Genomic DNA, 15,173 nt, shown 5'->3' on the forward strand with positions numbered 1-15,173 from the left:
CAGCTAACGAATAGAACTGCTTAACAGGAGTTTGTCGGACGCATGGAGGGTATTGCTGCGGCGCGCACCGTCTGCCTGGTGACAGGACGGCGGCAAGCTATTCGCCTGCCTTCACATGGTGCGGCGGTTCACCAAAGCTTGCCGAGCGCGTCCTCGTCGAGGTCCAGGCGAGGCATAGAGCGATCGCAACCACAGCGCAGCCTGCCCACGGTGTGCTGAGCAACGCACCATTGTCCACCAGAAGCCCCCCGAGGCCCGCGCCCAAGGCCACGCCAAGATGCATTGCGGAAACGTTGATGCCGATGCTGACGTCGGCCTGAGCCGGCGCGCTGCGTATCAGGTAGTTCTGGACGATCGGCGAAATGGACCAGCTCAGGCATCCCCACAGCATCATGGCGGGCAGGAAGAGCAGGGGCGTGCGGCTAGTCGCAGGGAGTATGGCCATGGTCAACAAAAAGACCGCAGGGCAACAGGTCAGCGCACGCGCCGCGCCTGCCCGATCGGAAAACCAGCCCCCCAGCCACGCGCCTATGACGCCCGCCACGCCGAAGGCGACATACAGCAGAGTCAACGTGGCCGCGCCAGGCGAATACAGGGCCTGCACATACGGTGTCAGATAGGCGAACAGCGTAAAGTGCCCGCCGATCATCGCAACAGAGACCAGTTGCCCGGTAAGCATTCGCGGATGCGTGAGCTGGGTCCAACAGGTTCGAACGGAGATTGATTTGCGCGACGCGGACCGCGGCAGCCGGCACGCGAGATAGCCGGCGAGCGGCAATGCCAGAATAGCGATGCAGCCGAATACCGCACGCCAGCCGGCCCAGTTGTTGATGACCATGCCTACTGGAACACCGAGCACCAGCGAGCCGCTGATGCCCATGAAAATAATCCCGATAGCCCGTCCGTGACGGGCGGCGGGTGTGAGTTCGGTGGCAAGCGTTGTGGCCAGCAGGATCACCGTTGCGCAACTGGCGGCCATCAAGATTCGTGCCGCGAACAGAACGACGTAATCGGGAGAGAGGGCTGCCAGCAGATTGCTGAACGCGAAAGCGCCCAAGGCGTACAGCAGCAGGCGTTTGCGTTCCCGATGCGATAGCCACGCCGACACGCAGAACGCGGTCAGTGCGAAGGTGCAGGAAAAGATGGTGGTCAGTTGCCCAGCAGACGCAAGCGAGACATGAAGGTCCGTTGCGATTGACGGCAGAATGCCGATGCAGATGTTTTCGTCGATGCCGGCCAGAAAGACTGTGGCTGCCAGCAGGTACACGCGCGTGTCCATGAAATCCCGTCCGATGTGAGGGATGACGCGGCGAACAGGCCGGGTGCGTCATCGTCAGTCAGTTGGGTTTCGAGGTGCGACCTTCGGTTATCCCTGAAGACTGGACATTACCGAAATTGACGGAAGGCTGCAACTGCAGGGCTTTTGTCGATATGTATTCCTGTGACATTCAAACCTCACAAATATGCGAAAGGCGCGTATGGCGGTGCCAGGGAATGTCAGTCGCTCATCCGGTTAGCATCCGCTTGCCTTCAGGTAGCGGTCGCGCGCAGAATTCCGATTCATCTGAGAGAGGTGTCATGAGCACAACTGAACCCGTCAACGAGCCCGGAAAGGTCTTCACCGTTGAGGCCGACGCCTCGACCGCCTACTGGCATAACAGCCCGGCTAACGCGCTTCCACCACCGGACATGATGGGCGCCTACATGCGCAATCGGCCGGTGCCAGGTCAGGCAGTGGAGGGGCGCAAGGCATGGATTATCGGCAGCGGCATCGCCGGTCTTGCCGCAGCGTTCTACATGATCCGCGACGGCGGCATGGCGGGTGCGGATATCACCATACTGGACGCGCTGCAGGTCGAGGGCGGCTCGCTCGATGGCGCGGGCAATCCTGAGGAGGGCTATATCATCCGCGGTGGCCGCGAGATGAACTGGAACTATGACAATCTCTGGGATCTGTTCCAGGATATTCAGGCGCTCGAACTACCTGAAGGGTATAGCGTGCTTGACGAGTATCGGCTCGTCAATGACAACGATCCCAATTATTCCAAGGCCCGGCTCATGCACAAGCAGGGCCAGGTTCGCGATTTTTCCACGTTCGGCCTGTCGAAATCGCAGCAATGGGAACTAATCCGCCTGCTGCTGAAGCGCAAGGAAGATCTGGACGACATCACCATCGAGCAATATTTCAGCCCGGGTTTCCTCGAGACCAACTTCTGGTATTTCTGGCGTTCGATGTTCGCATTCGAGAACTGGCAGAGTCTGCTCGAGATGAAGCTTTACATGCATCGTTTCCTCGACGCGATCGATGGGCTGGCGGATATGTCGGCACTGGTGTTCCCGAAATACAACCAGTTCGACAGCCTGGTCCGCCCACTCGTCAACCACCTCACGCAACGCGGCGTGAAGGTGCAGTTCGGCACGCGTGCCTATGACCTTGATATGAGCGTCGATGGTGAAGCCCATACGGTGACGGGAATCCGGGCCCGGGTCAGCGGCGTCGACACTGTCATTCCCGTCGGCCCGAAAGACGTGGTGTTCGCACTGACCGGCTCGATGACCGAGGGCACGGCGTATGGCGACATGGATCATGCACCGGTGCTCGAACGCAGCAGACACGATCCCGGTGACGAGAGTGACTGGGCGTTGTGGAAGAACCTTGCCACGAAATCGCCGGTCTTCGGCAAGCCCGAAAAATTCTACGGCGATACCGACCGGTCGATGTGGGAATCGGTCACGCTCACCTGCCAGCCGTCGCCGCTGGTCGAGCGACTCAAGGAGCTTTCGGTCAACGACCCCTATTCGGGCAAGACGGTAACCGGCGGAATTATCACCTTCACCGATTCCAACTGGGTGCTGAGCGTGACCTGCAACCGTCAGCCTCATTTCCCCGATCAGCCGAAGGACGTGCTGGTACTGTGGGCCTATGCGTTATTGATGGACAAGGACGGTAACCACGTTAAAAAGCCGATGCCGGCCTGCACGGGGCACGAGATTCTGGCCGAACTTTGCTATCACCTCGGCATTGCGGATCAGATCGATGCGGTGGTCGCGAACACCAAAGTTCGTCTGGCGCTGATGCCGTACATCACGGCGATGTTCATGCCGCGCGCGGCAGGCGACCGGCCGCACGTGGTGCCTCGCGGGTGCACCAATCTCGGTTTGATGGGGCAGTTCGTGGAAACGTCGAACGACATCATCTTTACGATGGACAGCTCGATCCGTACCGCGCGTATCGCTGTTTATACGCTGCTCGGCCTGCGCAAGCAGGTGCCGGACATCAGTCCGACGCAGTACGATATCCGCTCGATACTGAAGGCCGCGCGGGCGCTGAACAACAATGAACCTTTCCCCGGCGAACGGCTACTGCATCGGGTGCTGGGCAAGACCTACTATGCCCATATCCTGCCGCCGCTTCCGGATCATGAGGGTTCCACGCGCGAAACAGTGGAAGACGAACTGGGGCGTCTACTCGGCAAGGGTGGTCAGGCGCTTGGTGCAATCGGAGGTTGGCTGGAACAGATCAGGGAGAGCTTCTCTTCTCGCAGGAGTTAGCGCTGCGGCGTGTGCCGGCTTGCGGCGCGCAGCCTTGATGTGATGCGCGAAGCGCGAAGCCGGCGCCGAACTTGTCGCCCCGGCGCCGGATCGTGTCGTAACTCACGAGCGTCACCCATCCAGCGCCTCAAGCTTGCCCGGGATACGTTCGCAAAGAAACTGCCAGACCGCGTTCTGTGGCGTCTGCCGGGCAACATCCGCGGGTGCCACGAGCCACAGTGCGATGTAGTGATCAAGAGTGCTGGGTAGTCTTCGCAAACGTGGGTCGTTCCCGGCTAGCATGCACCACAGCGGCGCCACGCCTGACCCCGCAAGTGCAACCCGCTTGAGCGCGTCCCACGTGTTGACACGGGCGCTGATCGTCGCGTTGTGGCCAATACTCTCGTGAACCCAATCGAGAAACGGACGTGGCGCAAAATCGCTCCAACCCACCCATGACGCAGAGCGTTGCGACGGGTCACCTTCGGCCGAGCCGTAGAGCGCAACTTCGAGATTCCCCAGCAACGCGCAATCGAACTTCTCGGGGCGGTCATAACGTTCGGCAATGCCCAAATCCGCCTCACGGTCGTCGACAAGTCGCATCGGATCTGCGACGCATACCAACTCGATGCGGATGCCGGGATGCCGATCCTGCACGGCGACAATATCGTCGATAAATGCATCGCCGAGGCCAAGCGACACGGCAATTCTCACTGTCCCCTCTATTTCTTGCCCTCGCCCCTGCAGGGTCGCCTCCAATGCTTCGATCGTGGTGCTTACCTGTTGAGACGCGGCTAACACCGCCCGGCCCGTATCCGTCACGCGAATCACGCTCCCGTCTTGCGTAAGCAATCGCTTGCCCACCACCCGCTCAAGTGCCTCGATTCTCCGCGCAACAGTCGTGCGATCCACCCGAAGCCTTTTGCTAGCCCCCGAATACGATCCAGCCTGAGCCGTTGCGAGAAAAAATCGTAAATCGTCCCATTTTATCAAGGTGTGCATTTTTGCATTTCACGTTGCGAAATAACTCATGTCGGCATTATGTCGATGTTTTTATACTACCAATTCAACTCGGCATCCGGAAGCGCGAGGCCATAAAAGTATGACTACTGCATAAGTATTAACTTTAATTAAATCGAGGTACGGAAATGGATCGACTGATTTCGCAACCGAGACATGCAAAAATCAATAACACGGACAGTCGACGTAAGCGCTTGTACGATCTGCTGCAGGAAAATCCGCACGTGGATCCTTATCCTGAAGGATGGTTTGTTATTGCTTTTTCCGAAAAAGTCAGTACCGACCGACTTATGTCCAGGAAATTTTTTGGCGAAGATGTCGTGATTTACCGCCATCCGGAAACGCGGAAAGTTATTGTTACCCAAGCGCACTGCCCACATCTGGGGGCGCACTTCGACAGTTACCGAAACGGCGGTTGCCTGGAAAATGGCGTTATTACCTGCCCATATCATCACCTGAAGTTCGATCCCCAAAGACAGGCGGATCGCTGCGCCGAACATCCGCCGGGGCGCTTCGATCTGAAAATTTACCCGACGATCGAATACCACGGCTTCGTGCTCGCTCTGCGGCAGCGCGACGGCGCAACGGCTCCATTGCCCGTGCCGGATCTCGCGTTTGCGGAGGTAGACGAAGATGCATTCCTCTACGACGTCCAATCAGTCGGGGTCTTTCAGGGCGACATGCTCGTTCCGTTAATGGCGAATTCGGATTACATGCACTTCCAGACCGTGCATGGCACCCCGGAGCCCGTCAGCGACCACGACTTCAAGGTGGCCGATGACGGTCAGTCGTGTTTCTTCAGTTTTGAGATTCCGTTGCGCAATGTCGGGAAGGTGGACCCTCAATATCCGCGCGCCGGCAACTGGCGCCGGTTGCGCCGGTTTCTTGCCCAACCGTCTGTCACCAGGAAGTTGCCCGAGGTGCTCACGCACGTTACTGCGGCAGGGATTGGCCCCGGGCTCGCCAAGAGTCGCTGGTGGGAGCCGCAGTTCGGGATCGATCTCCTTTCCTGGCTATACGTCACGCCCATTGACCCCTACACCTATGAACTCTTCATGTGCCATGGGGCACGCACAATCAAAACGTTCAATTCACGGCCGGTGCAGACCATTCTCAACGCGCTTGGCTTGCAGGCGCACATGCTGGCCAATCATCTGTACGTAGGGCAGGAGGATCCGCCGTTCTATACGGCGGACAAGATCCGCTTGTTCAATCCGGCGCTGCGGGGCAAAGACAAACTCGTCGAGCGCTATACCGGCTGGTGGAAGTCGACGTTCTTTACACCAGGGTACCAGGCGATGGTCGACGGCTACGACCTGGATTTCACCCGCCCGTGAAACGGCAACACATACGCGTATGACGAGGGGAAAACACATGAATTGGACCGAAAGCCACGATGTGGTTGTTGTCGGCTCGGGAAATGGCGGTCTGACTGCCGCACTCTGCCTGTACGAGATGGGGATCAAGGACGTGCTGGTCATCGAATCGTCCGATCAGGTGGGAGGCACCAGCGCACTGAGCGGCGGTGGCGTCTGGGTTCCAGGTAATCCGTATGCCGAGGCCGAAGGGATTAAGGACAGCTACGACGATGCGCGTGCGTACGTGCTGGCAACGGACCCGGACGGTGTCGTACCGGTCGAGATGATCGAAACCTACCTGCGAAACGCGCCGAAGATGCTACGTTTTCTGCATGCCCGTACGCGTGTCCGGTATCGCTCTCTCGCGCATTACCCCGACTATTTCTCTACGCTGCCCGGTTCACGTCCTGGGCATCGATCGATTGAGCCGGAGCCGATGAACATATCCGTGCTCCGCGGCGGTGGGCGATATTTGCGGGACCATCATCCGATCCTGAAGATGCTGGGCCGCGTGCCGATGACGCAGACCGAGGCGCACGTATTCAACGTTCAGACGCCAGGTTGGCGCTGGCTTGCCGCGAAGCTTCTGGCACAGTACTTTTTCGATCTTCCGCAACGATTGCGAACTCACCGCTCGCGACGGGCCACATGTGGGAGCGCGGGCGTGGCGCGCCTTCTCTGGTCGATGGACGAGCGTGGTATGTCTCTTGACCGAAACACAGAGATGGTCGATCTGGTGACCGAGAAGGGTACGGTGCAGGGCATTGTCGTCAATACGAACGGCCGTCAACGGGCCATTCAATGCCGGCGCGGCATCATCCTGGCGTCGGGGGGCTTCGAACAGAACCAGCGCATGCGGGAAACTTACCTTCCTGCACCCACGCACGCGAGCTGGACGACGACGCATAAAGGCAACCACGGCAAGCCGATTGAGATTGCGCAGCGCCATGGTGCGCGCCTGACCCGCATGAGCGGAGCATGGTGGGTACCGACATTTCGTGTTCCTGGGATTCCTTATCCTTATCCATCGATCATGGAGAAGTCGTATCCGGGCAGCATCGTCGTGGACAAGCGCGGCAAGCGCGTCGCTAACGAATCGATGAACTACCAGATGTACGTACGGGAATGCCACCGTCTTCATCAGTCGGGGATCGACACCAGCGACCTGTGGATCATCTTCGATGCCGATTTCCGCAGAAAGTACATCGTCAGCCCAATTCTGACCTCGAAGCTCATGCCGGATCGGCGCATACCGAAGGCCTATTTCGACGAAACCTTCCTCACGAAGGCGGATACGCTGGATGCACTCGCGCGTAAGGTCGGCATCGATATCTCAGGACTGTCGGATACCGTCGAACGCTTCAACCGCTTTGCGTCCAACGGCAAAGACGAGGAGTTTGGCCGGGGCGACAGCGAATACGACCGCTACTACGCGGATCCGTCGGTCAAGCCCAATCCGTGTCTCGCGCCGATCCATCAGGGTCCGTTCTATGCGGTGAGGATCTACCTGGGCGAGTTCGGAACCAACGGCGGTCTGGATATCGACCCCAATGGGCAGGTACGGGACGAACAGGGCCATCCCATACCGGGTCTCTATGCGACAGGCAACTGCGCTGCTGCGATCCTGCCCGCGTATCCGGGACCGGGTTCAACGCTGGGGCCGGCCATGACGTTCGCGTATCAGGCGGCGAAACACCTTTCGGGCACGACGCTCGTCGAATGACTGGACCAATTGCTAATGAAAAAGGACAGGGTATTCGTGCGGATTTCCTGCACGGGTCACGACGGGGCTGCACAGATTACGACAACCCATAGCGTATTAAATAAGCAAAGCTTGAGCGAGGTAATTGATGGCGTTGGCGAATGAATGTCAGGGTACCGGGAACAACACCGAACTTCAAACGCATCGGTCTAGATATGGCCTTGCGGTGCCCTATGGCTGGTTTTGCGTGCTGCTGTCGGAGGAGCTGGAGAACGGAACCGTCACTTCGGTGCGCCGCTTCGGACGCGAGTGGGTAATTTTCCGGGACGATGAGGGCAACGTCGGCATGTTTGAACCACATTGCCCACATCTCGGTGCTCATCTGGCAATTGGCGGCAAGATAGAAGGCGGGTTGCTCCGTTGTCCATTCCACAATTGGGGCTTTGACCATCAAGGTTACTGCCGCAATATCCCTTATGCGAGTGCGCTGCCCGGTAAGCTCATACGTGAGCCGGCCTTGAAAGGATTGCCGGTCGTGGAAATGAACCGGATGATATGGGCCTGGTATCACCCGAACGGCGACCGTCCATTGTGGGAAATCACGTCGGTTCCAGAGGCGATTGATGACAACTGGCGCTCAAGACACAGTCAGTTGTTCGAGATCAGGACCGTCCCACAGGAGATCGCAGAGAACAGCGTGGATACCGTTCACCTGAAATATGTGCACGGACAAGCGGCATCGTTGGATATCAACTCGACGTACGACGGCCAGCTTCGTACGACGGCTATCGAGGGGCCGATGACACTGACCGATGCGAACGGTGACAAGGTCGATTGCCTCTTCTCTGTGCATTTCGAACAGATAGGCCCTGGATTACAGGTTGTTCGCATGGAGCGTCACGTGAAATTGATTATGTTAATCACGATCACCCCTGCGGAAGCCGAAATGACGCGATTACGCTTTACGTTCCTCCATCCGGATTACCAGCACGACACCGTTCGGCAGGCGATGCTCGAGGATCTCATCGAGGAACAGATTGGATGGTGCGGTCCGTATGCCGGTGTACTGGCCGACCTGCCAATCTGGGATAACAAAATCTATTTGCGCACGCCTCTTTTATGCGACGGCGACGGGAAGATCATGGAATTCCGTCGTTGGTTCGCGCAATTCTACGCCTGACGATCCTTTCGCTGGAGTGCGGATGTGTAGCCGTGACCGGGTACTGACCTTGAAGTGTTGACCTACCATCGGCCCAGGTTGACATCCGTGCCTGGTTGGACGGCCGATGAAAATCGCAGGTGCTTTTGTGTGCTTCATTTGTGCTCCCTGGCGAGCCATGCTCGCCAGCCGCCAAACTCCGTGATATCGGCCCCGGATTCCAGTCCATATGACTCGCACACGAACCCTGTCACCCACTCGCCATTTGATAGTTCAATCTTCCCCAGCGCAAGCGGAGAAGGAATGGTCGTGATGAACGAACCTAATTCCAGGCTGGGCATTTCCCAGACCTCAATCGCGATCGCCGTGCCGCCGTCTGACACTCGCCGCATTCCAGGGCGTCTTGTGCTATCCGGTGCGGCCGCCAGCGCAGACAACCGATAATGCGGCGCAGTTTGCGTGGCCTCCACGAGGCGTGCGCCACGGCATACCAGGTCACGATTGAGCGGCAAACCCTGCATATGCGCGCCGCACACCGCGACCTTCACGCGATCGTTATTCGCCTGATGCCTATCGTTCGTATCGGATTTGCCACCGCCGACACATTCAATTCCGCTCATTCGTTGCAACGTGTCCGCCACGCTTAGCAGATATTGATCCGTGAACGCGCGGCCGAACACCGTGACGCCCCATGGCAGACCATTCGCCATGAACGCGGTCGGCGTCGCGACGGCGGCATAGTCGAGCAGATTCATGAAGTTCGTGTAGTAGCCGAGTAACGAGTTTGGCCGGATCGGATCGCGTTCAAGCTCCGCCAGCGTAACGGAGCCGCGGATACGTCGGCGTGAGAACAAAGTCGAGTGGTTCAAGCGCCGCGTCGCAGATCGCCTTCAATGCCTGCAGGCGATATTGCGCACGAAAGAGTTCGACGGCGGTGGACCCCGGCGCCTTCGCCAGCACGTCGCGAATAACCGGCAATACGGCCTCCGGGTTCGCTTCCAGCAACTCGTCCACGACGCTGTAGCGCTCCGCGACCCAAGGGCCTTCGTAAAGCAGGTTTGCCGCTTCGACGAACGGCGCGAAGTCGATTTCGACGGCTTCGCCGCCCGCCGCTTCGAGCATCGCACGAGCCTTCGCAAACAACGCCGGGCTTTCCGCGCAGCCCGCGAATTCGAGTTGCGACGGCACGCCGAACCGGAATGTAGCGAGCCTGCCGAACGCGCGTGCGTCGTTCCATTGCGGGTTCTTGCGGCTGTATGCATCGCGGGGATCGACTTGGGCGGTCAGTGCGAGCAGTTCGCTGGCTTCTCGCGCGGTTGCGGTGAAGTACGTCGCGCAATCGAGCGTGCGGCAGGCCGGCACTACACCGGCGGTCGATAGCAGGCCTTTGCTCGCCTTGAGTCCAACGAGGTTGTTCAAGCCTGCCGGCACACGGCCCGAACCTGCGGTATCGGTGCCGAGCGCGAAGCTCGCGACGCCCAGTGCGACGGCTAGCGACGACCCCGCACTCGAGCCGCCCGATGGATAGTCAGGGTGCACGCTGTTACGGCACTTGCCGTACGGTGAACGCGTGCCGTTCAGACCGGTGGCGAACTGATCGAGATTGGTCTTGCCGAGCGGCACGGCGCCTAGCGCGATCAACCGGGCGACGAGTGTCGCCGACTCGGCCGGCGTATAGGCGAAGGCGGGGCACGCGGCCGTTGTCGGAACGCCGGCCAGATCGATGTTGTCCTTGATCGCGAACGGAACGCCATAAAGCGGCAATGCTTCAATATCCTGTGTTTCGAGCCAATCCAGATACGGCGCGACTTCGGCTTCGCTCAGAAGGTGGATGAACAGATGAAACTCGGGATTCAGTGCGGCGGCTTTCGTCAGCAACTCGCCGATCAGCTTGCGCGGCGTATGCGTCCCGGTGCGGTAAGAGGTGCGCAGCGTGGACAGGCGCAGATCGAATGAAGACATCCGTGTTTTCTCCGAATAGTCAAAGACGTTTGATGACGGCAACGCGCTGCCCGGCGCGCACCGGCGAACCGGGCGCCACGTGAATCTCGCTGACCATTCCCGCATACGGTGCGCACACGGAGATCTCCATTTTCATCGACTCGATGATAAGCAGCACGTCGCCTGCTTCGACCCTATCGCCGGGCGACACCCGCACTTGCCAGAGGCTGCCGGCAATCTCGCTGTCCACCGCAATTTCACCGTCTTGCAGCGGTGCCAATTCCGCGCTCTCAACGACTGGCGCGTCGAAACTCTCATCCGTGGTTCCCCCTTCGCGCCAGCGCTCACGTTCAGCTTGAAACGCGGCTTGCTGGCGCGCGCGGAATTGCTGGATGCCGGCAGATTCACGCGTGAGAAACGTTTGATAGTCGGTCAGCGACAACTCGGTCTCATCGATCTTCAACGGATAGCGCCCGAGCGGGAAGTCCGCACGGATGCGCAGCAACTCATCGGCAGGGACTTCATAGAAACGGATCTGATCGAAGAAGCGTAACAGGTACGGCCGCCCCTCGAAATCCGCGACTTCGCGATAGCGATTCCACATCTGCAATGTGCGGCCGACGAACTGATAACCGCCTGGCCCCTCCATCCCGTACACGCATAGATACGCGCCGCCGATACCGACCGAGTTCTCCGCCGTCCACGTGCGCGCCGGGTTGTACTTGGTTGTCACCAGCCGGTGACGAGGATCGAGCGGCGTCGCGACCGGCGCGCCGAGATACACGTCGCCGAGCCCCATCACGAGATAGCTGGCATCGAAGACGATCTGTTTGACCGCATCGATCGAATCGAGGTCGTTGATGCGGCGGATAAACTCGAGATTGCTCGGACACCAGGGGGCGTCCTTGCGTACCGTGGTCATGTATTTGTCGATCGCGAGACGGCACGCGGGATCGTCCCACGACAGCGGCAAATGCACGATCCGCGACGGTACACGCAAGTTCTTCTGCAACAGAACGTCCTGCCATGCGCGCTCGACGATCGCGAGCAACTGCGAAAGCGGCAGGCTTTCTGGCTGATAGTGAATCTGCAGCGAGCGGATGCCGGGTGTCAGATCGATCACGCCGGCAAGCGCCATCGCTTCGAGCGACTGCATCAGCGCGTGACCCCGGAAACGCAAGGCGAGATCGAGCTCCGTCGGGCCGATTTCGAGCAGCAGATGCGTATCGCCGGAAACCCGCGCGACGAGCCGTTCGCGATCCGCACCGGTTTCGAGGACGATAGGCGAGGTGAGCGCTGCGGTCTTCGTGAATGCCGCTTGCGGCTCGAATTCGAGCGTTTGCAATTCACGCAGACGTTGGCGTGCAGCCTCACGCGCGGCGTCGATCTGCACCGGCACGAAGCGCACCTTGTCGCCGGCCTTCAACTGGCCGATTTGCCAGAGATCTGCCTCGATGATCGTCACCGGACAGACGAAACCGCCAAGGCTCGGACCATCGGGGCCGAGAATCACAGGCATGTCGCCGGTGAAATCGACCGCACCGACCGCATAGGGGTTGTCGTGGATGTTCGATGGATGCAGCCCCGCCTCGCCGCCGTCCTCGCGCGACCACTCGGGCTTCGGTCCGATCAGACGCACGCCGGTGCGGCTGGAGTTGAAATGGATCTCCCATTCGGTGTCGAAAAACTGCTCGACATAACGCGGGCTGAAGTACTCCGGCGCGCCATGCGGACCATAGATCACCCGCAGCGTGCGCACGGTTTCCAGCGCGGGAAGGTTAGCGAGTACCGCGCCCGCATGCCCGTCCTGCAACGGATGAAGATGCAGCACATCGCCCGCACGCAGCGCTCGTCCGCCATGCCCGCCGAACTGGCCTAGCGTGAAGGTGCTGCGGCTGCCGAGATACACCGCGACGTCGAAGCCGCCGCGCACGCACAGATAGGCCCGAGCGCCCGCGCCGCGAATGGTGCCGAGCGCGAGCGTCGAACCGGCGGCAACCAGGAGGGTCGTGTTCAACGGCTGTTCGATATCGTCGAGCAGCACGGGCAAATTCGCACCCGTCACGACGACGACCGCGTCCGTGTTAAACCGCAAGGTCGGCCCACTCATCGTAATTTCGAGCGCGGCAGCGTCGGCGCCGTTGCCAAGCAGACGGTTGCCGAGCCGCAGCGCACGGTCGTCCATCGGACCGGATGGCGGAATGCCGACCGCCCAATAGCCGAGACGGCCGGGATGATCCTGCACGGTTGTCTGCGTGCCGGCGCTGATGACTTCGAGCGTGCTCGCCCGATACTTCAGACCTTCGAGGCAGCGCGTCCACGGCTCGCCGGACGCAAACGGATGATCGTCGAGGATCTGCCGCAGATAGTCGCGGTTCGTCTCCACGCCATAGAGGCGCGTCTTCTGCAACGCGTCAGCGAGCGCGAGGCGTGCCGCGTCGCGCGTTGGCGACCACGCAATCACCTTGGCAAGCATCGGGTCGAAGTAGGGCGGTACTTCGCAGCCGGCCTCGATCCACGTATCGATGCGCAGCGCGCGGCCGTCGGCGGGCGGAAACGCGACATCGGTCAGCAAGCCCGGGCTCGGCTTGAAGTCACGGCCCGGGTCCTCGGCATAGAGCCGTGCCTGAATCGCGTGCCCCTGTGGCTTCAAACCCGCGGCGAGTTCCTCCAACGGCGCGAGCGTGCCCGCCGCCAGTTCGATCATCCAGCGCACCAGATCCACGCCCCAGACCTGCTCGGTGACGCCGTGTTCGACTTGCAGACGCGTGTTCACCTCGAGGAAATAAAACTGCTGCGCGGCGCTGTCGTAGACGAATTCGACCGTGCCGGCGGAACGGTAACTGACCGCTTTCGCGAGCTTCACCGCGGCGTCGCACAAGGCGGCCGACATGCCGTCCGGCAGATTAGGCGCGGGCGTTTCTTCGAGCACCTTCTGGTTGCGCCGTTGCACCGAACAGTCGCGCACGCCGAGGGCGATCGCGTCGCCGCGGCCGTCGCCGAATACCTGCACTTCCAGATGCCGCGCCCGTTCGATGTACTTTTCGAGGAACACGCCTGCATCGCTGAAGTTGTTCTGGCCAAGGCGCTTGACTACCTCGAAATACGCACGCAGTTCGTCGACGTTCCAGCACACCCGCATGCCGATGCCGCCGCCGCCCGCCGTGCTTTTCAGCATCACGGGGTAGCCGATCGCCGCGGCCGCTGCCAGTGCGGCGGCGAGATCGTCCAGCAAGCCCGTGCCATTGAGCATCGGCACACCCTGGTCCGCGGCGATCCCACGGGCCGTGTGCTTCAGGCCAAACGCCCGCAACTGGTCTGGCGTCGGTCCGATGAACTCGATGCCCGCCGCCTGGCACGCTTCGCCAAAGGCCGCATTCTCGGACAGGAACCCGTAGCCCGGATGGATTGCCTGGACGTTTTCGCGGCGGGCGATCTCGAGGATCTTTCCCGTGTCGAGGTAGGTGGCGGAGGCCGGACCGTCGCCGAGACCGTGCGCGATAGGCGCCTCGCTCACATGGAGGCTCGCACGATCCGCTTCCGCGTAGACGGCGACGCCTGTTACATCGAGTTCACGCAGCGTTCTGAGGATGCGGCACGCAATGGCACCACGATTGGCGATCAGGATTTTCTCGAACATGAGAGGGGACTGGATTCATGGGCGGGTCGTCCCGCCACGTGGGAATTGCATGCCGCGGTCGTCCGCGGCAGAGGCCCATGTCAGCGATTTGCGTGGGTCAGTTGTTCGCGCGTGCGGGTGCCATGTCGTCCGGCGCGAACCAGCATGACGAAATAAAGCCAGTTGCGGATACGCTTCAGTTCCATATCAGCAACTCCGCGGGTGTCGGGTTATAGGCGTTGCACGGATTGTTCAACTGCGGGCAGTTGGAGATCAGCACGATCACGTCCATTTCCGCGCGCAATTCGACATACTTGCCCGGCGCCGAGATGCCGTCTTCGAATGTAAGACCGCCTTCGGACGTCACGGGCACGTTCATGAAGAAGTTGATATTCGCGCCGATATCGCGCTTCGACAAACGTCCGTCGTGCGCGCAGGCACGCAGGTAATTGTCGCGGCAGCTATGCATGTAGCGCTTTTCCAGTGCGTAGCGAACCGTGTTGCTTTCCTGTGCGCAGGCGCCGCCGAGCGTATCGTGGCGGCCGCAGGTGTCGGCGACGATCGTCAGCATCGGATTGCCAAGGTTCGAATACAGCACGGTCCCGGTCGTCAGATACAGGTTTTTCTGCCGGCGCAGCGTGCGTTGCGGGTCGAAACGCTCGCGCGGATCTGCAAGACTGTAGAACAGCGTATCGACGGCCTGATTGCCTTCCAGGTCGAGAATGCGCAGCGTCTGCCCGGTTTTCAGTTCGTGAAGCCACGGTTCACCGGCCGCGAGTGTCTCGCGAAAGACCGCATGTTCGGGGCGTTTGTCGCTGACGGTAAGCGTTGTTGTCATGGTGT

8 protein-coding genes and 1 pseudogene are annotated in these 15,173 nt (G+C 60.2%); 4 read left to right on the forward strand and 5 right to left on the reverse strand.

What is annotated here, in order from left to right; all coding sequences use genetic code 11:
- Positions 1-97: 97 nt before the first annotated feature.
- Positions 98-1,279, reverse strand: coding sequence for an MFS transporter (locus GH665_RS10145; protein WP_153135755.1), 1,182 nt, complete (start codon positions 1,277-1,279; stop codon positions 98-100).
- A gap of 62 nt (positions 1,280-1,341) precedes the next feature.
- Here GH665_RS10145 and GH665_RS10150 point away from each other — a divergent pair, with 62 nt between their 5' ends.
- Complete coding sequence (locus GH665_RS10150; RefSeq protein WP_246216185.1) at positions 1,342-3,552, forward strand: oleate hydratase; 2,211 nt, start codon at positions 1,342-1,344, stop codon at positions 3,550-3,552.
- Between the two features lie 111 nt (positions 3,553-3,663).
- Here GH665_RS10150 and GH665_RS10155 read toward each other — a convergent pair whose 3' ends face one another.
- A complete protein-coding gene (locus GH665_RS10155) occupies positions 3,664-4,533 on the reverse strand; it encodes a LysR family transcriptional regulator (RefSeq protein WP_153135756.1) in 870 nt (289 codons plus the stop codon).
- A gap of 146 nt (positions 4,534-4,679) precedes the next feature.
- On the opposite strand from GH665_RS10155, the gene GH665_RS10160 reads away from it, so the two are divergent.
- The 3 genes from GH665_RS10160 (at position 4,680) to GH665_RS10170 (ending at position 8,791) form a co-directional block, all read left to right on the forward strand.
- Positions 4,680-5,888 (forward strand): Rieske 2Fe-2S domain-containing protein, encoded by a 1,209-nt coding sequence (locus GH665_RS10160; protein WP_153135757.1) that lies wholly within the window; start codon positions 4,680-4,682, stop codon positions 5,886-5,888.
- Positions 5,889-5,925: 37 nt separating this feature from the next.
- Complete coding sequence (locus GH665_RS10165) at positions 5,926-7,632, forward strand: FAD-dependent oxidoreductase (RefSeq protein WP_153135758.1); 1,707 nt, start codon at positions 5,926-5,928, stop codon at positions 7,630-7,632.
- A 127-nt stretch (positions 7,633-7,759) separates the two neighbouring features.
- A complete protein-coding gene (locus GH665_RS10170) occupies positions 7,760-8,791 on the forward strand; it encodes a Rieske 2Fe-2S domain-containing protein (RefSeq protein ID WP_153135759.1) in 1,032 nt (343 codons plus the stop codon).
- A 134-nt stretch (positions 8,792-8,925) separates the two neighbouring features.
- Here the strand turns inward: GH665_RS10170 and atzF are convergent.
- The 3 genes and pseudogenes from atzF to GH665_RS10185 all read right to left on the reverse strand — a co-directional run bounded on the left by atzF (position 8,926) and on the right by GH665_RS10185 (position 15,168).
- A pseudogene (gene atzF / locus GH665_RS10175) lies at positions 8,926-10,732 on the reverse strand (allophanate hydrolase).
- A gap of 19 nt (positions 10,733-10,751) precedes the next feature.
- Positions 10,752-14,351 carry an urea carboxylase gene (gene uca, locus GH665_RS10180; RefSeq protein WP_153135760.1) on the reverse strand — a complete coding sequence of 1,200 codons (3,600 nt, stop codon included), beginning with the start codon at positions 14,349-14,351 and terminating at the stop codon, positions 10,752-10,754.
- 175 nt (positions 14,352-14,526) lie between these two features.
- Entirely contained in the window at positions 14,527-15,168 is a 642-nt protein-coding gene (locus GH665_RS10185) for an urea amidolyase associated protein UAAP2 (RefSeq protein ID WP_153135761.1), read from the reverse strand.
- Positions 15,169-15,173 lie beyond the last annotated feature (5 nt).

This window comes from Paraburkholderia agricolaris (assembly GCF_009455635.1).
Lineage (GTDB): Bacteria > Pseudomonadota > Gammaproteobacteria > Burkholderiales > Burkholderiaceae > Paraburkholderia > Paraburkholderia agricolaris.

Bases quoted from the DNA above. Each gene is read 5' to 3' on its own strand.
- GH665_RS10145 (WP_153135755.1), bottom strand. From the start codon at position 1,279: ATGGACACGCGCGTGTACCTGCTGGCAGCCACAGTCTTTCTGGCCGGC.
- GH665_RS10155 (WP_153135756.1), bottom strand. From the start codon at position 4,533: ATGCACACCTTGATAAAATGGGACGATTTACGATTTTTTCTCGCAACG.
- GH665_RS10160 (WP_153135757.1), top strand. From the start codon at position 4,680: ATGGATCGACTGATTTCGCAACCGAGACATGCAAAAATCAATAACACG.
- GH665_RS10165 (WP_153135758.1), top strand. From the start codon at position 5,926: ATGAATTGGACCGAAAGCCACGATGTGGTTGTTGTCGGCTCGGGAAAT.
- GH665_RS10170 (WP_153135759.1), top strand. From the start codon at position 7,760: ATGGCGTTGGCGAATGAATGTCAGGGTACCGGGAACAACACCGAACTT.
- uca (WP_153135760.1), bottom strand. From the start codon at position 14,351: ATGTTCGAGAAAATCCTGATCGCCAATCGTGGTGCCATTGCGTGCCGC.
- GH665_RS10185 (WP_153135761.1), bottom strand. From the start codon at position 15,168: ATGACAACAACGCTTACCGTCAGCGACAAACGCCCCGAACATGCGGTC.